Here is a 19,664-nt window from a genome sequence, read left to right as displayed (position 1 = left end):
GCGGGTCCTCAGGCGAGGTCGCCACGCAGCGCGCGCACCCGCGCCTCGAGGTCCGCGGCGCTGACCCGGTCCGGCGGCACCGGGGTGTCGGCGACCAGTTCGATCCGCGACCAGAAACGCCGGGGCAGCCGCGCTCGCCTGAGGAAATTGTCGCGCCTCGAGAAGAAGCTGCCCCACAGCCCACGCAACGCCATCGGCACGACCGGCACCGGGGTTGCCCGGATGATGCGCTCGATGCCCGGGCGGAAGGTTTGGATCTCGCCATCGCCGGTGAGCGCTCCTTCCGGGAAGATGCCGACGACGTCGCCGGCCTTGAGGGCTGCCTCGACATCGGCGAAGGCCTTTTCCATCAGCGCCGGATCTTCCTTGGCGCCGGCGATCGGGATCGCCTTGGCGGTGCGGAAGATGAAGTTCAGCACCGGGATGCGGAAGATCTTGTAGTACATGACGAAGCGCACCGGCCGGCGGATGTTGCCGCCGAGAATCAGGGCATCGACGAAGCTGACATGGTTGCAGACGATCACGGCCGGCCCGGTATCCGGGATGTGTTCGAGTCCGGTCTTGCGGATGCGATAGAGCGTGTTGATCAGCGCCCACACCAGGAAGCGCATCAGGAACTCGGGCACCAGCGAGTAGATGAACACGGCGACCGCGGCGTTCATCAGCGCGGCCACCAGCAGCAGCTGCGGGATCGTCAGCCCGGCATCGAGCAGGACGATCGCGACCAGCGCCGCGGCCACCATGAACAGCGCGTTGAGAATGTTGTTGCCGGCGATGATGCGCGAGCGGTGGCTTGCCTCGGAGCGCGTCTGGATCAGCGCATACAGCGGCACGATGTACAGTCCGCCGAAGATGCCCGTCAGCAGCAGGTCCCAGAGCACGCGGTGATTGGACGCGCTGCGCAGGAACTCGCCGGCGCCCACGCCGGTGACGGCGGCCGCCTCGGGCTGGGCGAAATACAGCTCCACCCCGAACAGCGTCAGGCCGATGGAGCCCAGCGGCACCAGGCCGATCTCGACCTTGTGACCGGACAGTCGCTCGCACAGCAGTGAGCCGATGCCGATGCCCAGCGAGAACACCGTCAGCAGCAGGGTCACGACAGTCTCGTCCCCGCCGAGATTGAGCTTGGTGTAGTTGGGCAGCTGCGACAGGAACAGCGCACCGTAGAACCAGAACCAGGAAATGCCGAGGACCGCGAGCAGCACCGTGCGATTGGTCTGCATGAAGCGGAAGTTGCGCCAGGTCTCGGTCAGCGGATTCCAGTTGATGCGCAGGTCGGGCGCGGTGGGCGGCGCGCCCGGAATGCCGCGCGACGCGAGATAGCCGAGCACGGCGACGACGACGACGGTTGCCGATATCCATTGAGCCCCGGCGTGCTGCGCCATCAGCCAGCCGCCGAGCATGGTGCCGAGCAGGATGGCCAGGAAGGTCGCGGCCTCGACCAGGGCATTGCCGCCAACCAGCTCCTCCTCGCGCAGATGCTGCGGCAGGATCGAGTATTTGACGGGGCCGAACAGCGCGGATTGCGTTCCCATCAGGAACAGCACACCCATGAGAAACGCCATGCTGCCGAGCACGAGTCCGCCCACGGCCAGCAGCATGATGACGATCTCGAACAGCTTGATGGCGCGGATCAGCCGCGACTTCTCGTACTTCTCGGCGATCTGTCCCGCGGTGGCCGAGAACAGGAAGAAGGGCAGGATGAACAGCCCGGCGGCGAGGTTGACGTAGAGGTTCACGTCATCCGGCGACAGTCCCGCGATGCCGAAGGTCACCAGGATGACCAGCGCATTCTTGAACACGTTGTCGTTGAAGGCCCCGAGCGTCTGGGTGACGAAGAACGGCGCGAAGCGACGCGCGCGCAACAGCCCGAACTGTCCCTGCTCCCTGTCGCTCATGCCGACTCCCCGCCCCGCACGAAAGATGAATGGCGCGGCCAGCATAGCGGCTCGGCCGGCGGCTGCTAAGCTCGACGGCATGAAGGTCCATGTCCGCTGGCTGCTGGAGGAGTTGCCGGAGCTGCAGCGCGACGGTGTGCTCGACGCGGACGCGGCGCAACGTCTGCGCGAGCGCTATCGACCGCTGCTGCAGGCCGCCGGTGCCGGGCGCCTGCTGTTCCCGCTGCTGGGCACCGTGCTGATCGCGTTGGGGATCGTGCTGCTGGTGGCGCACAACTGGGACCGCTTCGACCGGACGCTGCGGTTGACGCTGGCGTTCACACCGCTGCTTGCCGGACAGCTGGCCTGTGCGTGGACGTTGTGGCGGGCGCGCACATCGGCATTGTGGCGCGAGGCGTCCGCCGCCTTCACGGTCCTGGCCTTTGCCGCGGCGCTGGCCCTCGTCGGCCAGATCTACCATTTCCCGGGCGATCTCGACCGCTACCTGCTGACCTGCGCACTGGTGGCATTGCCGCTGGCCTGCGCCCTCGACGCGGTGCTCGCAGCCGCGCTGTGCGCCGCGGCGCTGGCCGGATGGAGCTGGGCGGCGCCGGACACCGGGCCGAGCGGCTTTGTCGTTGCGGGGCTGTTCGTTCCCCTGCTGGCGCTGGCCTGGCACCGGCAACGCCGTGCGCCGTCGTCGCTGTCGACGGTGGCCTTGCTCGGCCTGCTGGCGCCGGCGTTCTTCTTCGCGATCCTGGGGTCGTTGCCGAACGTGCCGCGCCTGGGCCTGTGGTGGCTCGCCGAGTTCGGCGCGATCCTGCTACTGCTGCCGGCACCGGCCGCAGCGGCGCCTTGGCGCGACCCGCTGCGGTCCTGGGGCGGTGGGGCCGTGGTCGTCGCGGCCCTCATCGGCAGCTTTCCCGACATCTGGCGCGGATGGTCCTGGTATCTGCGTCCGGACCAGTTGCCGCTGGGCTGGGGCTTGCTCGTGCTCGGTCTGGCGCTGCTCGCGGTACTGGCGTGGCGGACATGGCGCAGCGGTGCATCGACGGCACCGCTCTGGGCGCTGCCCGCGCTGCTGATGGCACTGGTGGCCGCCACCGACAGCCGGCCGTTTGCGGTGGCGCTCGCGCTGCTGCTCAGTGCCTGGGTCCTGCTGACCGGCATCGCGCTGATCCGCAGCGGGCTGCGCGATCACGATGCCGGGCGTGCGAGCCGCGGGCTGGCGATGGTCGCGCTGCTGGTCATGCTGCGCTTCGTCGACAACGAGTGGTCGTTCACGCTGCGCGGGATCGCCTTCGTGCTGACCGGCGTCGTCTTCGTCGCCACCCATCTGTGGCTGCGTCGGCAGGTGCACGCATGATCGGCATCCGCGCCGCCGCCGCGCTGCTGGCGCTCGCCGTGGCCCTGCAGTGGGCCGTGCCCGGTCATCTGATCCGGCGCGGACAGCAGACGCTCGAGCAGGGCACCGCGTACCGCTTCCGCACCGCGCCGGTCGACCCCGTCGATCCCTTTCGTGGCCGCTACGTCGCGCTCGATTTCGAGGCGGCACGCGTCCCGCTGCCGCGAGGGCAGGGCGGCTATCGCCGCGGCCAGCGGGTTTACGCGCCGATCCGCGTCGACGACGACGGCGACGCGGTGCTCGGCGCGCCGCTACGACAGCCGCCGGAGAGCGGCGACTGGCTCGAAGCGACCGTGCTCTGGGTCAATGCCGACGAGCTGCGCCTGCGGCTGCCGTTCGACCGCTACTACCTCGACGAGCACCACGCGCCCGAGGTCGAGCGCCGCTACCGCGACACCAACCGCATGCCGGCGGACGGGGAGGACCCGCGCCGTCCGGCATGGGCACAGGTGCGGGTGCGCAACGGCTATGCGCTGATCGAGATGCTGTACATCGACGGGCGGCCGGTCAGCGAACTGATGCGCGAGCCGGCCGCCTCACTCTGACGGCGCCTGCACTGCGGCGATCCACGCGTCGATGTCCTGTTCGAGCACGTCGAGCGGTATGGCACCGTTGCCGAGCACGCGATCGTGGAACGCGCGCAGGTCGAACCGTTCGCCGAGTCCGGTTTGCGCGCGGGTGCGCAGCTCGCGGATCTTGAGCTGGCCGATCTTGTACGCCAGCGCCTGGCCGGGCCAGGCGATGTAGCGGTCGATCTCGTTGACGATATCGAGTTCCGACTTCGCGGCATTGGCCATGAAGAAGTCGATCGCCTGCTGGCGCGTCCAGCGCTTGTGATGCATGCCGGTGTCCACGACCAGACGGACCGCGCGCCACATCTCGTAGGTGAGCGCACCGAACTTCGAGTACGGGTCCTGGTACAGGCCCAGTTCCTCGCCGAGCGACTCGGCGTACAGCCCCCAGCCTTCGACGAAGGCGGTCATGCCCCAGCCGTTCTTGCGGAACTGCGGCAGCTCGCCGAGTTCCTGCGCCAGCGCGATCTGGAAGTGATGTCCGGGCACCGACTCGTGCAGCGTCAGCGCCTCCATCTCGTACTTCGGTCGCGTCTCGGGCTTGTACAGGTTCACGTAGTACCAGCCGGCGCGCGTGCCGTCGGCCGCGCCGGGCAGGTAGTAGGCCGTGGTCGTGTCCGGCGCGATGTTGTCCGGAATCGGCCGCACGCCGTACGGCAGGCGCGGGATGCGGCCGAACAGCCTCGGCAGTTCCGGGTCCACGCGTTTCGACAGCGCGCGATACGCCGTCAGCAGCTCGTCGCCGCTGGCGTAGTAGAACTGCGGATCGCTGCGCAGATGTTCGAAGAAGGCCTTGAGATCGCCGTCGAACCCGACCTGCTCGCGGATTGCCTCCATCCCGGCGCGGATACGCTGCACCTCGGCGAGGCCGATCTCGTGAATCTGCTCGGCGGTGAGCGAGGTGGTGGTATAGCGCCGAACCGCCCAGTCGTAGAACGCGGCGCCGTTGGGCTGCTTCCAGGCACCGACGTCCTCGGGGCAGGCCGGCAGGTAGTCGTCGACGAAGAAGGCCAGCAGCCTGCGGTAGGCCGGCACGATCTCGCGCTCGATCACGCGCCGCGCCTGCTTGGCATAGCGGCGTCGTTCGGCTTCCGGCACGCCGTCGGGGAAACCGGCGAACGGCGCGTAGAAGGGGCTCTGCTGCGGGTCGTCGACGATCTGCTTCTCGATCTGCGCCGGAATGCGCTGCATGACCACCTTCGGGTGCAGCCGCTGTTCCTCGATGCCCATGCGCATCAGGGTGATGTTCTGGTCGATCAGCTTCGGCAACGCGCGCAGGCGCGCGAGCCAGTGCTCGTAGGCCTCGGCGTTGTCGAAGCGCAGGACCTCGAGAATCTCGTCGGCGGTCTGCACACCGCCGCGCTGGTTCAGGGGAATCAGGAATTGCGCGTGCGCGTGCCCCTCGATGCGCCGTTCGTACTGCCGACGGAACAGGTCGTGATTGAGCTGCTCCGCGGGCGGCAGCGCCTTGCGGTCGATACGCAGCAGGCGCGCGAGCACCGCGCGGTCGCTTGCGTGTCGCCGCTCGATCGCGTCCGGCGAGATGTCGTCCCAGCGATCGTTGTAGCGCCCGTCGCCGAGGTAGGTCGCCGTCTCCGGGCTCTCGCGCAAGGTCCGCTCCCATTCCTCGTCGAACAGTGCGTGCAGTTCGGCGACGGCGTCGTCGCCGGCGTGCAGGGGCTGCGCCAGGGACAGGACAGTGAGCGTCAGCGCCGCAAGGGCAGCGCGGATCTTCGACTCGGTCGTCATGATCATGTTTGCGGGGACTCGTTCGTGATCTTCAGGGCCAGCGCGTAGAGGTCCTTGCGGCGTGCGCCGCTGATGTCGGCGGCCAGCCGCGCCGCCGACGAGGGAGGCAGTTCGCGCAGCAGCAGGCGCAGGACGCGCTCGCCGTCGTGCTCCGTCCGGTCGTCGTCGGGCGTGCCGGCGATCAGCAGCACGAACTCGCCGCGCGTGCGATGGGCGTCCTCGGCGAGCCAGGCGGGCAGGGTGTGTGCAGCGAGCACGACGCTCTGCTCGTAGAGCTTGGTCAGCTCGCGTGCGAGGCAGACGCTGCGCTCGCCGAAGACGGCACCGATGTCCGCTGCCGCCTCGACGATGCGATGGCTGGATTCGTAGAGGACCAGGGTGCGTGCCTCGCCGGCGAGTGCCTGGAGGCGTGCACGGCGCGCCGCCGCCTTTGCCGGCAGGAAACCTTCGAAGACGAAGCGGTCGCTGGGCAGGCCGCTCACCGACAGTGCGGCGATGGCCGCGCAGGGGCCGGGAACCGCGATCACCGGCACGCCGGCGGCGCGGGCTTCGCGCACGAGCACGAAACCGGGGTCGGAAACCAGCGGCGTCCCCGCATCGGAGATCAGGGCGAGACTGGCGCCGGCGACGAGCTCCTGTACGAGCGGCGTACTCGCCGTGGACTCGTTGTGCTCGTGCAGCGCGCCGAGCCTGGTCGCGATACCGAAGTGTGCGAGCAGCGCGCGGGAATTGCGCGTGTCCTCGGCGAGGATGCGGTCGACCGCGCCGAGCACCGCCTGTGCGCGCGGCGACAGGTCGCCGAGATGACCGATCGGTGTCGCGACGATGTAGAGATGGCCGGGCCGGACCGCGGGGGAAGACTCGCTCACGATGCTGTCGGCGCGTAAAACAGGCGTGTCATACTCGTCATTATGCTCGTGAATCCGGATCGCCCCCATTCCGCGCGTCGCGCGGGACTGGCCGCTGTTCTCGCGGCCGTCGCCCTCGCCGCTGCTGCCTGCTCGGCCCCGCAGCCGGTGCTCAACGTGCCGATCGTCCGTACCCCGCCGCCGGCCGAGCCGACGCCGCCGGTGGTTTCCCGGGCGCCGGAGACGTTGCCGCTGCCGCGCTTCGCGGCCGACGGCCCGGTTGCCCTGCTGCTGCCGCTGTCGGGTGCCTATGCCGCGCCGGCGGCCGCCGTGCGCGAGGGTTTTCTGGCCGCGCATTTCGACGCGGGCGATGCCCGCGAACTGCGGATCTACGACGTCGGCACCACCCCCGAGCGGCTGCTGTCCGCGTATCAGCGCGCACTGGACGAGGGAGCCGCGTTTATAGTCGGACCGCTGATGAAGGAATCGGCTGCGCGACTGGCGACGATGAACCCGCCGGTGCCGGTGCTGAGCCTCAATCACCTGGACGCCGGCGGCTTCGTGCCGCAGGACTTCTTCCAGATCGGCCTCGCGCCCGAGGACGAGGCGCGCGCCGCGGCCGATGATGCGGCGGCAGGCAATCTGCGCAATGCCGTGGCGCTGGTGCCGGAGGGCGACTGGGGTGATCGCGTGCTCGCCGCCCTGGAAGGCCGCATGGCGCAGTGGGGCGGACGCATCGTCGCATCGGCACGCTACCGGCAGGGGGTCAGCGACCAGTCGGACGTCATTGCGCAGCTGATGGGCGTGGCGGCGAGTCGCGAGCGTCACCGCGAGCTGACCAATGCCCTGGGCGTACGCACCGAGTTCGACGCCCGCCGTCGCGCCGACATCGATTTCGTCTTTGTCGGCGCACGCGCGACCGAGGCACGTGTGCTGCTGCCGCAGTTCCGCTTCCATCGTGCCACGGGGCTGCCGCACTACGCGACATCGATGGTCTACGACGGCCGCGGCGATGCGGAACTCGCCGGCCTGCGGTTCTGCGACATGCCGTTCATGCTCGATACCACCGGCGAGTTGGCGCAGGAGCGGCAGCAGGCCTCGTCGCTCTCGAACGTCGGCGCCTATCCGCGGCTCTACGCGCTCGGCCGCGACGCCTACGCCGTGGCCGCCGCGCTGCAGCGGGGCGGTTTGCGCGTCGGCGACAGTCTCGATGGCGCCACCGGCATGCTCGAATGGGGCGACAGCAGCACGATCCAGCGGCGCCTGCGCTGCGCGGCGTTGCGCGCGGACGGCATCGACGCCGGACTCGGGCTGTGAGCACGGGTGCGCGGCGCCGAGGCTGAAGACGCGGCGCTGCAGCTGCTGCGCCGCCGGGGGCTGCGACTCGTCAGCCGCAACTTCCGCTGCCGCGGCGGCGAACTGGACCTGGTGATGCTCGACGGCGACACGCTGGTCGTCGTCGAGGTGCGTGCCCGCCGCCATGCCGGCTACGGCAGCGCCGCGGAGTCGGTCGACCGGCGCAAGCAGGCGCGCCTGGTTCACGCGGCGCAACTGTTCCTCGCGGCCCATCCGCGCGAGGCGGAACGTCCGCTGCGCTTCGACGTCGTCGCCTTCGACGGTGCCGGGCAGGCGGACTGGATTCGCGCAGCCTTCGACGCGGGCTGAGCCGGCCTCCGCGCCATTGGCGCAGGGGCGTGGCGGGTTCACAATGCCCCGGTTTCCTGATCCTGTCCTTCACATGACCCTCGAAGCCCGCCTGCAGTCGCATTTCGAAGCCAGCATCGCCGCCAAGCAGAAAACGCTGCAGCAGTCGCTGCCGGCGCTCGCGCAGGCCGCGCGCCTGATGGCGGCGGCACTGCGCGCCGGGCACAAGGTGCTCGCCTGCGGCAACGGCGGGTCGGCCGGCGATGCCCAGCACTTTGCCGCGGAACTCACCGGACGCTACGAGCGCGAACGGCCCGGGCTGCCGGGCATCGCGCTCACCGTCGACACTTCGGCGCTGACGGCGATCGCCAACGACTACAGCTTCGATCAGGTGTTCGCCAAGCAGGTCGAGGCGCTCGGCCGCGCCGGCGACGTGCTGCTGGCGATCTCCACCTCCGGCAATTCGCCCAACGTGACGCGGGCGATCGAGGCGGCCCACGGCCGGCAGATGGCGGTGGTCGCGCTCACCGGCCGCGACGGCGGCCGCATCGCGGGAATGCTGCGCGAGGGAGACGTGGAGTTGCGCTCGGCATCGGACGTCACGGCGCGTATCCAGGAAGTGCACATCCTGTTCCTGCACTGCCTGTGCGACGCGATCGACGAACAGCTGTATCCGCGAAACTGACAGGTCGCGCGCAAAGCGCCTGTCCGCCCACGGCGATTACTTGACGACGCGCAGCGTCGGGCGTCCGGGCCGTGGCGGCTTCGGTGGCTCCGGTTCCCCGCTGGCGGGGGGCTGCGCCGCGGCGCCCGGCGGCTCGACCTCGCCGAACAGCATGCCTTCGCCGTTCTCGCGCGCGAAAATCGCCAGCACCGCACCGGACGGGAACTGCACGTCGAACGGGCGTCCGCCGAAGCGCGCGGAGAACCAGATCGGCTCGTCGAGCAGGTTGAGGTTCTGGATCGCCACCGGACTGACGTTCAGCGTGATCCGGCCTTCCTGCACGTACTCGCGCGGGACCACCACACCGGGGTAGTCGGCAGCCACGAGCATGTGCGGCGTGTGGCCGTTGTCGCAGCACCAGTCGTAGATGGCGCGAATCAGATAGGGGCGTCGGGACTTGGTCATGGCGCTCTGGCGGGCCTTGCTCAGCGTAGCGCCGATTGTACGCTCGGCCGCGCGAGCACACGCTGCGCGTAGCGCAGCAGCGCCGGATCGGCCGGGAGCTTGAGCTGCAGCGCACCGAGCTGCGAGAGCAGCGCCGCCCAGGCGCAATCCACCAGGCTGAAGTCCAGCCCCAGGCACCAGCCCCGCTGCGGGAACAGCCGGCAACTGGCGATGATGTGTTCGGCAAGCTGCTTGCGCGCGGTCTTGGCCTCAGCCGCGCGCGGCGCGTCGACGATCGACTGCGCCAGCGGCAGCAGTTCGCGTTCGAGCCGTGCCATCAGCATCCGCAGCAGCGCACGCGCGGCAGGGTCGGGCGGCAGCAGGCGCGGATGCGGATAACGTTCGTCGAGGTACTCGGCGATGATGCCGGCCGGGTAGAGCACCGCGTCGCGGTCGGCCAGCGTCGGCAGCGACAGCGAGGGATTGATGACCAGCAGGTCCTGGTGGGGCCTGTCGCGTACCACGCGCTCGATGCGCGCGTGATCGACGTCCTTTTCGTTGAGCACGATCCGCGCCCACAGGCTGGCGAAGTCGGCGTCTGCGCAGAACAGCGTCAGGCCTGCGCGCGCCGCCGGCTTGGCATCGATGACGTACTTGCTTTTCGCCGGGATCGCCATGCCGCTCAAAAGCACACGGCGCCGTTCACGCAATCACTCCGAGCATGAACGGCGCCGTGGTCATCGTCCCGGGTCTAGTGGACGTCTTTCCAGAACTCGCGCTTGAGCAGCCACGCGAGACCGGTGAACAGCAGCAGGAACAAGATCACCTTCATGCCCATCGACACGCGATCGGCGCGGCCCGGCTCGGCGGCATAGACCATGAAGTTCACGGTGTCGGCGACGAACTTCTCGAACTCCTTGTCGCTGAGCGAGCCTTCGCTGACCCGCTTGAAGCTCGGGCCGGCATGCGCGCCGTGTCCACCCTCGTCCTGTTCACCATGCGCCTCTTCCATTACCTGCCAGCCCTGCAGCGAGCCGAGCACGTTGGGCATCGAGGCGCCGGGCAGGATCAGGTTGTTGGTGCCGAGCGGACGATTGTCGTCGAGGTAGAACGTCATCAGGTAGTTGTACACCCACTGCGGCTGGCGCATGCGGGTGGTCACCGTCAGGTCCGGCGGGGTCGCGCCGAACCAGCCCGCGGACGCTTCGGCCGGCATGGCCGACATGATGTGGTCGCCCGGCTTGTCGCTGGTGAACATCAGGTTCTTCGCCAGCATGTCCTCGGGAATGCCCAGGTCCGCGCCCAGTCGCGAATAGCGCAGGTGCGCCATCGAGTGGCAGCCGGAGCAGTAGTTCATGAAGTTGCGCGCGCCGCGCTGCACCGACGCCAGGTTGCCGGTATCGGGCTCGAAGCTGTACGGCATCGGCCCGTGGCCGCCGGCGGCGTGGGCCGGCAGCGCACCGAGCGCTGCGGTGGCGAGCAGCGCCGGACGCAGGTAACGATTAATGCGCTTCATAGGTCACGCGCTCCGGTTCCGGCTTGGTCTTGTCGAGCTTGGAGTAGATGGGCATCAGCAGGAAGAACGCGAAGTACACGAACGTGCCGATGCGCGAGATCAGCGTGCCGATCTCGCTGGGCGGCTGCATGCCGAAGTACGACAGCAGCACGAAGGCGATCGTGAACAGCGCCAGCGCCGTCTTGAACATCCAGCCCTTGTAGCGGATCGACTTGACCTTGGAGCGGTCGAGCCACGGCAGCGCGAAGAAGATCACGACGGCCGCGCCCATGCCGATCACGCCCATCAGCTTGTCGGGGATCGCACGCAGGATCGCGTAGAACGCGCCGAAGTACCACGCCGGCGTGATGTGCTCCGGCGTGACCAGCGGGTTGGCTTCCTGGAAGTTGGGCCGCTCCAGGAAATAGCCGCCGCCATCCGGGGCGAAGAACACGACGCCGAGGAAGATCATCAGGAACACGCCGACGCCGACCAGGTCCTTGACCGTGTAGTACGGGTGGAAGCCGATGCCGTCCAGCGGAATGCCGGTCGCCGGATCCTTGTGCTTCTTGATCTCGACGCCGTCCGGATTGTTCGAGCCGACCTCGTGCAGCGCGATCAGGTGCGCAACGACCAGGCCGACGAGCACGAACGGAATCGCGATGACGTGCAGCGAGAACAGGCGGTTGAGCGTCGCGTCGGACGGGATGTAGTCGCCCTGGATCCAGATGACCAGATCGGGGCCGATCACCGGGATCGCGCCGAACAGCGAGATGATCACCTGCGCGCCCCAGTAGCTCATCTGGCCCCACGGCAGCACGTAGCCCGCGAACGCCTCGGCCATCAGGCACAGGAAGATCAGGCAGCCGAAAACCCAGATCAGCTCGCGCGGTTTGCGGTACGAGCCGTACATCAGGCCGCGGTACATGTGCAGGTACACGACGATGAAGAACGCCGAGGCGCCCGTCGAATGCAGGTAGCGGATGACGTTGCCCCAGGGCACGTCGCGCATGATGTACTCGACGCTGTGCCAGGCCTGCGCGGCGTCCGGCTTGTAATGCATCGTCAGGAAGATGCCGGTCAGCAGCTGGTTGACCAGCACCAGCAGCGCCAGCGAGCCGAAGTAGTACCAGAAGTTGAAGTTCTTCGGCGCGTAATACTCAGTCAGGTGATCCTTCCACAGCTTGGTCAGCGGGAAGCGGTCATCGATCCAGCCGAGAACGCCGGTGGTCTTGTGCGGGTTGGGAACGATCGCCATCACGCGACTCCTGCGGGATCTTCGCCGACGACGATGGTGCTGTCGCCTTCGTAGCGGTGCGGCGGGACCGCGAGGTTGAGCGGAGCCGGAACGCCCTTGTAGACGCGGCCGGCGAGGTCGAACATCGATCCGTGGCAGGGGCAGAAGAAGCCGCCCTGCCAGTTGCTGTGGATTTCCGGTGCCGGGTGATCCGGGCGGAACGTCGGCGAGCAGCCGAGATGGGTGCACGAGCCGACCATCACCAGGACTTCCGGCTTGATCGAGCGGGTCTCGTTCTGTGCGTACTGCGGCTGCTGCTCCTCTTCCGACTGCGGATCGCGCAGATCGTCGGAGACCTTCGGCAGTGACTCGAGCATGTCCGGCGTGCGGCGGACGATCCAGACCGGCTTGCCGCGCCAGGCCACCGTGATGCGCTGTCCCGGCTCGACCTTGCCGATGTCCACCGTGACCGGCGCCCCCAGCGCCTTGGCGCGTTCGCTGGGCTTCAGCGACGCCAGAAATGGCCAGACCGCCGCAGCCGCACCCGCACCGCCAACGACCGATGTCGTCACGGTGAGGAAGCGCCGACGGCCCGGATCCACGCCTTGATTGCTCATGGAAACAAGCCCCTCGCAGGAGATGATGATGAAAATGTCTGGCGAGGCGCGAACGCGCGCTTCATGCGCTCCGGGGAGCCTGGCTGCGCTGCGCTCGGCCTAACCCGTGAAGTATAACGGGTAAGCAAACACGATTCGAAGGTGCCGGGCATGCCGGCGCCGGTGTCGGTGCGCGCCCGGCCGTGGTGGGACGGGCTGGTCAGGCGGATGGACGGGCGGCTGCGCGGGGGCGGTCTGCGCGTCCCGGGCCGTCTGTGCCGGCTACGACAGCAGGCCGCGCAGCGCGGCGAAGCGCACCACCTCCGCGGTGTTGCGCAGGCCGAGTTTCTCCATCATGCGTGCGCGATGGTTCTCGGCGGTCTTCACGCCGATGTCGAGAATCTGCGCGATCTCCTTGGTGGTCTTGCCCTGGATGACGAGGTGGAAGGTCTCGCGCTCGCGGGCGGTCAGGCTGTCGTAGGGATCGGTGCTGATGCTGCGGCCGCGGCTCTGGCGGTCGGCCAGCGCCTTGGCCGCACGGGGGCCGAAGTACGAGTGGCCGCCATGGATGGACTTGATCGCCATCATCAGTTCGGCGACCGAGGTGTCCTTGTTGAGGAAGCCGTTCGCGCCGGCGCGCAGGATCGGCAGGATGTATTCGTCCTCCTCGTGCACCGTGAGTACCAGCGTGCGCGAATTGGGCAGTTCGGCGCGCACGCGCTTGACGACCTCAAGGCCCGACATGCGCGGCATCGAGATGTCGGTGACGACGACGTCGGGCTGGGTCTTGAGCGCGAGCTCCATCGCCGCGAAGCCGTCGGCGGCCTGGGCGACGACCTGGCATTCGCCGGTCTCCTCGAGCATCGAGACCAGGCCCTCGCGGACGATGGTGTGGTCGTCGGCGACCAGCAGACGGATCGGATTCATGAGCGTGGAAATGGTCGTTCAGCCGGTTCGGTCCGGCGGGTCCAGGGCGAGCGTCAGTTGCACGACCGTGCCGTCGCCCGGCACGGACTTGAGTTCGACGCGGCCGCCGAACAGTTCGGCGCGATCGCGCATGCCGCGCAGGCCGCCGCTGGCGCCTGCGCGTTCGGCGTCGGCCAGCAGCTGCACGTCGCAGCCGCAGCCGTCGTCCTCGACGCGCAGGATCAGCGTATCGCCGCGGCGTTCGAGCACGATCTGTGCGCTGCGTGCCTGGGCGTGGCGGATGACGTTGGTCAGTGCTTCCTGGGTGATGCGGAACACCAGGGTCTCGACGTCGGGGTGCAGGCGCTGCTCGTCGAGCCCGGAGCGCAGCTCGATCTGCAGGCCGGTGCGTTCGGTGAGCGTGCGCGCGAGCCAGTTCAGCGCGGCGTCGAGGCCGAGGTCGTCGAGCAGGGTCGGGCGCAGCAGACGCGACAGCTCGCGCGTGTCGTGCAGCGAGCCGCGGGTCAGATCGAGGGCGTCGGCGAGGCGGTGCTCAAGGCCGAGATTGCCCGCTCCGCGGGCGTCGTCGAGGATACGCTGGAGCTGGTTGGCGAGGGCGGTCAGGGTCTGGCCGATGCCGTCGTGCAGCTCGCGCGCCAGACGGCGGCGTTCTTCTTCCTGCACGTGCCAGACCGACTTGGCCAGGGTGCGGAAGCGTCGCTCGCTGCGGACCACGGATTGCAGCAGACGCTGGTTGTCGGCAGTGAGCGCCTCGACCTGACGCAGGACGGCCTGGCGGAAGACTTCTGCTTCGCGATCCTCGCTGCGCCGTGTCCCGGTTCCGGCGGGCCGGTCCTCGTCCGGCACCTGACGCTGCGCATCCATGGCGGCTTCGACGGGTTCCGGCATCAAGCCGGCTGCGGGCCGATCGCGTTGAGGCTCGCGGCGAGCTTGGACAGGGCGCACTCCTGGTTCGAGGCGCGCAATGCGAGCGCGGCCTGGTCGGCCAGGGCGCCGAGAATCTCGAGATCGAGTTCGGAGAGGCCGCGCGGGCCGTCGTCGCGCAGCAGGCACAGCACGCCGCGCTCGCGCTGGCCGAGGTCCAGCGGCAACGCCACGACGGCAGGGGCAGCCTCGGCGTCGGGTGTCAGGGCGCTGCCGGCAGGATCGGCCAGGCCGAGCTCGCCGAAGACCAGGGCGCGGTGCAGGGCGCTGGCCGCACGGCCGAGCACGGCGTCGAGCAACTGCGTAGGCCCCAGGCGATTCGCGCAGGCCACTTCGAACACCGCGTCCTCGCGGGTCTGCAGGGTGAAGCCGGCATCGGCACCGATCACGTCACACGCCGAGCGCAGGGTATTGCGCAGCACCTGCTGCGCCGGCTCGCTGGCACTGCTGGTCCAGGCGATGGCGGATTGCAGGCCGCGCAGCATCTGGCGGCGTCGGTGTCGGGTTCTTTGCGGAAAGGACACAGCGCCACGCGGCGCTGCAGGCGGACGGTGGGTCAGCAACGTCAAGTCCTCCAGATCGGGTCTCTGCCAGAGGCAAGCTTCATGCCATGGCCCTGCACCACTGCGTCGGCGGTGCTTGTGAGTCCGAGTGTAACAGACGGTTCCGGCAGTGCCTGCCGCCGGTTCCGGCGCGGGCGAGCAGGGTCCGGCGTGGCCTCATTCGCGGTCCAGGCCCAGCTTCTTGATGCGATAGCGCAGCGAACGGAACGACATGCCGAGCAGTTCCGCCGCGCGGGTCTTGTTGTAGCGCGTCTTCTGCAGCGCCTCGCGGATCGCCTGGCGCTCGAGGTCTTCCTTCTGCTGTTCCAGGCCGCTGGCGGAGTCTGCAACGCTGGTCGCCGGGCGCAGTTGCAGATCGGCCGCGCGGATGCACGTTCCGTCACACAGCGTCAGTGCGCGTTCGAGAATGTTCTCCAGCTCGCGGACGTTGCCCGGGAACGGGTAGCGACGCAGCTCGTCGAGGGCCTCGGGTTCGAGCGCCGGCGCAACCGCGTGGCCGGCGTCGCCGGCGATGCGCGCCAGGATGCGCTGGGCGAGCAGGGGGATGTCGCCGGCGCGTTCGCGCAGCGGCGGCGTGCGCACGGCAATCACGTCCAGGCGGTAGAACAGGTCCTGGCGGAAGTTGCCGGCCTGCACCAGTTCGGCGAGGTCGCGGTGCGTGGCCGAGATCACACGCACGTTCACCGGCACCTCGGCCTCGGCGCCGACGGCGCGCACGCGCCGCTCCTGCAGCGCGCGCAGCAGCTTCACCTGCATGTGCATCGGCAGTTCAGCCACCTCGTCGAGGAACAGGGTGCCGCCCTCGGCCGCCTGGAACAGGCCGGCCTTGTCGCGGTGTGCGCCGGTGAAGCTGCCCTTGAGGTGGCCGAAGAACTCGCTCTCCATCAGTTCGTTCGGGATCGCGCCGCAGTTCACGGCGACGAACGGGCAGCCGGCCCGCGGCCCGCGGTCGTGGATCAGGCGGGCCACGAGTTCCTTGCCGGTGCCGGACTCGCCGGTGATGTGCACCGGTGCCTGACTGCGGGCCAGCCGCTCGACCAGCTCGCGCAGCTGGCGGATGCTCTCGTGCTCGCCGAGCAGCTCTCCGCCGGATTCACGGGCCGGCGGGCGCGGACCGCGCAGGCGTAGCGCGGCGTCGACGAGCTTGCGCAGCGCGGCCACGTCGACCGGTTTGGAGACGAAGTCGAAGGCGCCGGCCTTGAGGCTTTCCACCGCGGCCTCGGCGTTGCCGTAGGCGGTGATCACCGCGACCGGCGTCTGCGGCGCCCGCTGCTGGATCTCGGCGACGAGGCCGATGCCGCTGCCGTCGGGCAGTCGCATGTCGGTGATGCAGACGTCGAACGACTGCCGCGACAGGTGTTCGCGCGCCTCTGCCAGCGTCGCCGCCGCGTTGGTGCGCAGCCCCATGCGCGACAGCGTGATCTCCACGAGTTCGCGGATGTCGGGTTCGTCGTCGACGATCAGGACGCTGGGTGGGATCAAGTCGGATCCGCTCGATGGTTCATGCCGGTTCCTCCGCGTGCCGGGCCGCTCCGCGACGGTCGGCGGGCGCGCCGAAGCGGATGCGGAACGTCGCGCCGGCTGCGCCGGGCACATGGCTCAGACGGGCCTGATTGTATTCGCACAGCTCCCGGCAGAGGAAAAGGCCCAGGCCGGTGCCGCCGGCATGGGTCGTGAAGAAGGGTTCGAAGATGCGGTCGTGCTGCGCCGCATCGATGCCCGCGCCATCGTCGATGATGTCGAGTTCGACGGCGCCGTCGGCGCCATCGATCCCGGCCTGCATCAGGACGGTGACGCTGCGCCCGCCGGCGGCGCCGTGCTCGAAGCTGTTGTCCCAGAGATTGAACAGGATCTGCCGCAGGTGTTCGGGGTCGAAGTGGACGTGCAGATGCGCTCCGACGTCCCCCATCTCGACGGGGCGTGGCTGATGCGGGTGGCTCTCGTGGTACAGCGCCGCAGTACGCAGCAGCCAGTCGCGCAGCCGGATCGATCGCCGGCTGCCGCGATCGCGGCGCGACAGGTCGAGCACGTCGCGCACGATGCGGTCGATGCGCCCGGCATGACGCTGGATCATCGCCAGCAGCCGCTGGTTCTCGCCCTGGATCTCCGGTGCTTCGGCGAGCAGCTGGCCGGCCTGGGTGATGGCCGACAACGGGTTGCGGATCTCGTGGGCGATGCCGGCGGACAGCCGCCCGAGCGCGGCAAACTTGATCTGCTGCGCCTGCTCGCGCAGTTGCGCGGCGTCGTCGAGCATCACCAGCGTCGGCGCCGTGCCTCCCCAGCCGAGGCGGGTGAAACGACTGGTCACCTCGCGGCCGGTGGCTTCGGCATGCAACGGTTCCGCGGCGCTGTGGCCACTGCGCCAGGCCTGCAGCGCACCCGCCAGTGCGGGCGCGGCTTCGGCGATCGGCCGCGAGGGTTGCAGCGCATCGCCGATCAGCCGCCGCGCCGCGGCGTTGACGACGCGGACGCGGTCGTCGCCGTCGACCACGCACACGCCGGTGTGCATCGACTCGATGATGTTCTCCGACAGTCGCGACAGGTTCAGGTACTCGCTGCCGACGCGCGCCGCCATCGCCTCGGAACGCCGTGCGCGCTGGGCGACGAGGTTGGCGACCAGTCCGGAGACGAAGAACATCAGGCCGAGCAGGCCGGCCTGCGAGTACTCGCTTGCGTCCCAGGTGCGTGCCTGCAGCTGGTAGCCGAACTCGGCGGCGAACATCGTCAGCGTGGCGGCGGCCGCATGCACGGCGGCAAGGCGCGGGCGGATCACCAGACTGCCGCCCACCACCGGCGGCAGCAGCAGGATGCCGAGTCCGCTGGCAACACCGCCGGCGCCATAGACCAGCAGGCCGATCGCGGCGGAATCCACGAGCAGGTGCAGGTGCGCCTGCGCACGCAGGCCCGGCGCGCGGTAGACGCCCAACAGCAGCAGCACGAGCGCGGAAATCGCGTAGGCCAGGCAGCCGTAGAAGAAGGTGAGCGGCTGCAGCAGCAGCAGAAAATCGGGGCCGTAGCCGCTGCGGAACAGCGTCAGCAGGATCGCGACGAGCAGCAGGCGGTACGGGCCGAGGACCGTGAGTACGCGCCAGTCCTCGGCACGCGCATGCTCGGACACCGGCGTCGTGTCCGCGGCCTTCATCGGATTTTCCGCGGCACCGCCACGCGGCGGCTCAGCCGCAACGACCGCACTTGCCGGCAGCGTCGAGCGAACGTGCCGGCAGGAAGGTGCCGCACTGGGCGCAGCGCGCCATCGGCTCGAACTCGTCGGCCGGCTTCCGGCGCTGCTCGAGCTGGCCGCGCACCTGGCGCACGATGCGCCAGATCAGCCAGGCGGCGGCGACCAGCAGCAGCAGACGCAGAATGTTCATGTTGACCGGGAATGGCGGGAGTCCGGACCATTCTATCGATACCGCGGGCGCGCATCGTCCGGATGCGGCTTTTGCGTCCGCCGGGACGGTAAGCGAGAATGCCGCGCGATTTCGAGGCTCACGACGACAGGACACCCCCGCATGAATCTGCACGAATACCAGGCCAAGGAGATTTTCACGCGCTTCGGCATCACTGTCCCGCAGGGGCAGCTCGCCGAGAGTCCGGAGGCTGCGCGGGCCGCGGCCAAGCAGCTCGGCGGCGACAAGTTCGTCGTCAAGGCCCAGGTCCATGCCGGGGGTCGCGGCAAGGCCGGCGGCGTCAAGCTGGTCGAGGGCTTCGAGGCCGTCGAGGAAGCCGCCAAGAAGATGCTCGGCATCCACCTCGTCACCAAGCAGACCGGCGCCGAAGGCCTGCCGGTCAACAGCGTCTGGGTCGAAAAGCCCTCGGCGATCGCCCGCGAGCTCTACGTGTCCGCGCTGGTCGATCGCTCGCACGAGCGCATCGTCTTCATGGCCTCGGCCGCCGGCGGCATGGACATCGAGGAAGTGGCCGCGACCACGCCCGAGAAGATCATGCACGTGTACGTGCACCCGTCCGCGGGGCTGCAGCCGTATCAGGCGCGCCAGCTCGGGTTCTTCATGGACCTCAACAAGGCGCAGGTCGATCAGTTCACGAAGATCATGATGGGCCTGTACCGCATCTTCACCGAGCTCGACGCCGCGCTGGTCGAGATCAACCCGCTGATCGTCACCGCCGACGGTGACGTCATGGCGCTCGACGCCAAGCTCAACTTCGACAGCAACGCGCTGTACCGGCAGAAGGCGATCGCCGAGATGCGCGACTTCTCGCAGGAGGACGAGCGCGAGCGCGAAGCGTCGAAGTACGACCTCAACTACGTGACGCTCGAAGGCAACATCGGCTGCATGGTCAACGGCGCCGGACTGGCAATGGCGACGATGGACATCGTCAAGCTGCACGGCGGCCAGCCGGCGAACTTCCTCGACGTCGGCGGCGGCACCACTGCCGAGAAGGTCACCGAGGCGTTCAAGCTCATCACCAAGAGCCCGGACGTCAAGGCGATCTTCATCAACATCTTCGGCGGCATCGTGCGCTGCGACCTGATTGCCGAAGGCATCATCCAGGCCTGCAAGCAGGTCGGCCTGACGATTCCGGTGGTCGCCCGACTGCAGGGCACCAACATGGAGAAGGGACGCGAGATGCTCAACGCCTCCGGCCTGAAGATCACGCCGGTGGACGATCTCACCGAAGCGGCCAAGACGGTCGTCTCCCTCGCGAAGGCCTAGGGCGTTCTCGCCTCACGCCTCCCCTCACGCCTCACGAGATTTC

20 protein-coding genes are annotated in these 19,664 nt (G+C 68.9%); 6 read left to right on the top strand and 14 right to left on the bottom strand.

The window, feature by feature from the left end:
* Positions 1–8 precede the first annotated feature (8 nt).
* Complete coding sequence (locus tag C8D93_RS04635; protein ID WP_110263998.1) at positions 9–1,898, bottom strand: MFS transporter; 1,890 nt, start codon at positions 1,896–1,898, stop codon at positions 9–11.
* Positions 1,899–1,977: 79 nt separating this feature from the next.
* On the opposite strand from C8D93_RS04635, the gene C8D93_RS04630 reads away from it, so the two are divergent.
* Together C8D93_RS04630 and C8D93_RS20605 are read left to right on the top strand one after the other, a co-directional pair.
* A complete protein-coding gene (locus C8D93_RS04630) occupies positions 1,978–3,243 on the top strand; it encodes a DUF2157 domain-containing protein (RefSeq protein ID WP_170123903.1) in 1,266 nt (421 codons plus the stop codon).
* Entirely contained in the window at positions 3,240–3,827 is a 588-nt protein-coding gene (locus tag C8D93_RS20605; protein ID WP_170123902.1) for a GDYXXLXY domain-containing protein, read from the top strand. Before C8D93_RS04630 ends, C8D93_RS20605 begins: the two co-directional genes overlap by 4 nt.
* Here C8D93_RS20605 and C8D93_RS04620 read toward each other — a convergent pair.
* Positions 3,819–5,609: a DUF885 domain-containing protein gene (locus tag C8D93_RS04620; protein ID WP_211307205.1), complete on the bottom strand. Its 1,791-nt coding sequence runs from the start codon at positions 5,607–5,609 to the stop codon at positions 3,819–3,821. The genes C8D93_RS20605 and C8D93_RS04620 overlap by 9 nt on opposite strands.
* Positions 5,606–6,472: a 16S rRNA (cytidine(1402)-2'-O)-methyltransferase gene (rsmI, locus tag C8D93_RS04615; protein ID WP_245903815.1), complete on the bottom strand. Its 867-nt coding sequence runs from the start codon at positions 6,470–6,472 to the stop codon at positions 5,606–5,608. Before rsmI ends, C8D93_RS04620 begins: the two co-directional genes overlap by 4 nt.
* A gap of 156 nt (positions 6,473–6,628) precedes the next feature.
* Between rsmI and C8D93_RS04610 the strand changes: the two genes are divergently transcribed.
* The 3 genes from C8D93_RS04610 to C8D93_RS04600 all read left to right on the top strand — a co-directional run bounded on the left by C8D93_RS04610 (position 6,629) and on the right by C8D93_RS04600 (position 8,780).
* Entirely contained in the window at positions 6,629–7,768 is a 1,140-nt protein-coding gene (locus tag C8D93_RS04610; protein WP_170123901.1) for a penicillin-binding protein activator, read from the top strand.
* A 6-nt stretch (positions 7,769–7,774) separates the two neighbouring features.
* Entirely contained in the window at positions 7,775–8,116 is a 342-nt protein-coding gene (locus C8D93_RS04605; RefSeq protein ID WP_110263994.1) for a YraN family protein, read from the top strand.
* Positions 8,117–8,189: 73 nt separating this feature from the next.
* Complete coding sequence (locus C8D93_RS04600; protein ID WP_110263993.1) at positions 8,190–8,780, top strand: phosphoheptose isomerase; 591 nt, start codon at positions 8,190–8,192, stop codon at positions 8,778–8,780.
* A 36-nt stretch (positions 8,781–8,816) separates the two neighbouring features.
* Here the strand turns inward: C8D93_RS04600 and C8D93_RS04595 are convergent, their stop codons facing one another.
* The 11 genes from C8D93_RS04595 to C8D93_RS04545 all read right to left on the bottom strand — a co-directional run bounded on the left by C8D93_RS04595 (position 8,817) and on the right by C8D93_RS04545 (position 18,316).
* Complete coding sequence (locus C8D93_RS04595) at positions 8,817–9,224, bottom strand: ClpXP protease specificity-enhancing factor (protein WP_110263992.1); 408 nt, start codon at positions 9,222–9,224, stop codon at positions 8,817–8,819.
* A gap of 20 nt (positions 9,225–9,244) precedes the next feature.
* The gene (locus C8D93_RS04590) at positions 9,245–9,880 is read right to left on the bottom strand and encodes a glutathione S-transferase N-terminal domain-containing protein (RefSeq protein ID WP_110263991.1); all 636 of its coding nucleotides are present in this window, start codon (positions 9,878–9,880) and stop codon (positions 9,245–9,247) included.
* A 74-nt stretch (positions 9,881–9,954) separates the two neighbouring features.
* Positions 9,955–10,719, bottom strand: coding sequence for a cytochrome c1 (locus tag C8D93_RS04585; RefSeq protein WP_211307204.1), 765 nt, complete (start codon positions 10,717–10,719; stop codon positions 9,955–9,957).
* A complete protein-coding gene (locus tag C8D93_RS04580) occupies positions 10,706–11,956 on the bottom strand; it encodes a cytochrome b (RefSeq protein ID WP_110263990.1) in 1,251 nt (416 codons plus the stop codon). The genes C8D93_RS04585 and C8D93_RS04580 overlap by 14 nt, the downstream gene beginning before the upstream one ends.
* Positions 11,956–12,552 carry a ubiquinol-cytochrome c reductase iron-sulfur subunit gene (gene petA, locus C8D93_RS04575; protein WP_110263989.1) on the bottom strand — a complete coding sequence of 199 codons (597 nt, stop codon included), beginning with the start codon at positions 12,550–12,552 and terminating at the stop codon, positions 11,956–11,958. The genes C8D93_RS04580 and petA overlap by 1 nt, the downstream gene beginning before the upstream one ends.
* A 261-nt stretch (positions 12,553–12,813) precedes the next feature.
* Positions 12,814–13,458: a response regulator gene (locus C8D93_RS04570; RefSeq protein WP_110263988.1), complete on the bottom strand. Its 645-nt coding sequence runs from the start codon at positions 13,456–13,458 to the stop codon at positions 12,814–12,816.
* An 18-nt stretch (positions 13,459–13,476) separates the two neighbouring features.
* On the bottom strand, positions 13,477–14,346 hold the full coding sequence (locus C8D93_RS04565) for a sensor histidine kinase (protein ID WP_245903814.1): 870 nt from the start codon (positions 14,344–14,346) through the stop codon (positions 13,477–13,479).
* Positions 14,346–14,867, bottom strand: a complete 522-nt coding sequence (locus C8D93_RS04560; protein ID WP_110263987.1) for a GAF domain-containing protein — start codon at positions 14,865–14,867, stop codon at positions 14,346–14,348. Before C8D93_RS04560 ends, C8D93_RS04565 begins: the two co-directional genes overlap by 1 nt.
* A gap of 234 nt (positions 14,868–15,101) precedes the next feature.
* Positions 15,102–16,427 carry a sigma-54-dependent transcriptional regulator gene (locus C8D93_RS04555; RefSeq protein ID WP_245903813.1) on the bottom strand — a complete coding sequence of 442 codons (1,326 nt, stop codon included), beginning with the start codon at positions 16,425–16,427 and terminating at the stop codon, positions 15,102–15,104.
* 19 nt (positions 16,428–16,446) lie between these two features.
* Complete coding sequence (locus C8D93_RS04550; protein ID WP_110263985.1) at positions 16,447–18,087, bottom strand: sensor histidine kinase; 1,641 nt, start codon at positions 18,085–18,087, stop codon at positions 16,447–16,449.
* A gap of 31 nt (positions 18,088–18,118) precedes the next feature.
* Entirely contained in the window at positions 18,119–18,316 is a 198-nt protein-coding gene (locus C8D93_RS04545; RefSeq protein ID WP_211307203.1) for a PP0621 family protein, read from the bottom strand.
* 141 nt (positions 18,317–18,457) lie between these two features.
* Here C8D93_RS04545 and sucC point away from each other — a divergent pair, with 141 nt between their 5' ends.
* Entirely contained in the window at positions 18,458–19,621 is a 1,164-nt protein-coding gene (sucC, locus tag C8D93_RS04540) for an ADP-forming succinate--CoA ligase subunit beta (protein WP_110263984.1), read from the top strand.
* Positions 19,622–19,664 lie beyond the last annotated feature (43 nt).

This window comes from Sinimarinibacterium flocculans (assembly GCF_003201205.1).
In the GTDB taxonomy this organism is placed as follows: domain Bacteria; phylum Pseudomonadota; class Gammaproteobacteria; order Nevskiales; family Nevskiaceae; genus Solimonas; species Solimonas flocculans.
This window is presented reverse-complemented; position numbering and strand designations above follow the sequence as displayed.

Excerpts from the sequence above, each read along its gene's own strand:
- C8D93_RS04635 (WP_110263998.1), bottom strand. The coding sequence starts at position 1,898 with ATGAGCGACAGGGAGCAGGGACAGTTCGGGCTGTTGCGCGCGCGTCGC.
- C8D93_RS04630 (WP_170123903.1), top strand. The coding sequence starts at position 1,978 with ATGAAGGTCCATGTCCGCTGGCTGCTGGAGGAGTTGCCGGAGCTGCAG.
- C8D93_RS20605 (WP_170123902.1), top strand. The coding sequence starts at position 3,240 with ATGATCGGCATCCGCGCCGCCGCCGCGCTGCTGGCGCTCGCCGTGGCC.
- C8D93_RS04620 (WP_211307205.1), bottom strand. The coding sequence starts at position 5,609 with ATGATCATGACGACCGAGTCGAAGATCCGCGCTGCCCTTGCGGCGCTG.
- C8D93_RS04600 (WP_110263993.1), top strand. The coding sequence starts at position 8,190 with ATGACCCTCGAAGCCCGCCTGCAGTCGCATTTCGAAGCCAGCATCGCC.
- C8D93_RS04595 (WP_110263992.1), bottom strand. The coding sequence starts at position 9,224 with ATGACCAAGTCCCGACGCCCCTATCTGATTCGCGCCATCTACGACTGG.
- C8D93_RS04590 (WP_110263991.1), bottom strand. The coding sequence starts at position 9,880 with ATGGCGATCCCGGCGAAAAGCAAGTACGTCATCGATGCCAAGCCGGCG.
- C8D93_RS04585 (WP_211307204.1), bottom strand. The coding sequence starts at position 10,719 with ATGAAGCGCATTAATCGTTACCTGCGTCCGGCGCTGCTCGCCACCGCA.
- C8D93_RS04580 (WP_110263990.1), bottom strand. The coding sequence starts at position 11,956 with ATGGCGATCGTTCCCAACCCGCACAAGACCACCGGCGTTCTCGGCTGG.
- petA (WP_110263989.1), bottom strand. The coding sequence starts at position 12,552 with ATGAGCAATCAAGGCGTGGATCCGGGCCGTCGGCGCTTCCTCACCGTG.
- C8D93_RS04570 (WP_110263988.1), bottom strand. The coding sequence starts at position 13,458 with ATGAATCCGATCCGTCTGCTGGTCGCCGACGACCACACCATCGTCCGC.
- C8D93_RS04565 (WP_245903814.1), bottom strand. The coding sequence starts at position 14,346 with ATGCCGGAACCCGTCGAAGCCGCCATGGATGCGCAGCGTCAGGTGCCG.
- C8D93_RS04560 (WP_110263987.1), bottom strand. The coding sequence starts at position 14,867 with ATGCTGCGCGGCCTGCAATCCGCCATCGCCTGGACCAGCAGTGCCAGC.
- C8D93_RS04550 (WP_110263985.1), bottom strand. The coding sequence starts at position 18,087 with ATGAAGGCCGCGGACACGACGCCGGTGTCCGAGCATGCGCGTGCCGAG.
- C8D93_RS04545 (WP_211307203.1), bottom strand. The coding sequence starts at position 18,316 with ATGAACATTCTGCGTCTGCTGCTGCTGGTCGCCGCCGCCTGGCTGATC.
- sucC (WP_110263984.1), top strand. The coding sequence starts at position 18,458 with ATGAATCTGCACGAATACCAGGCCAAGGAGATTTTCACGCGCTTCGGC.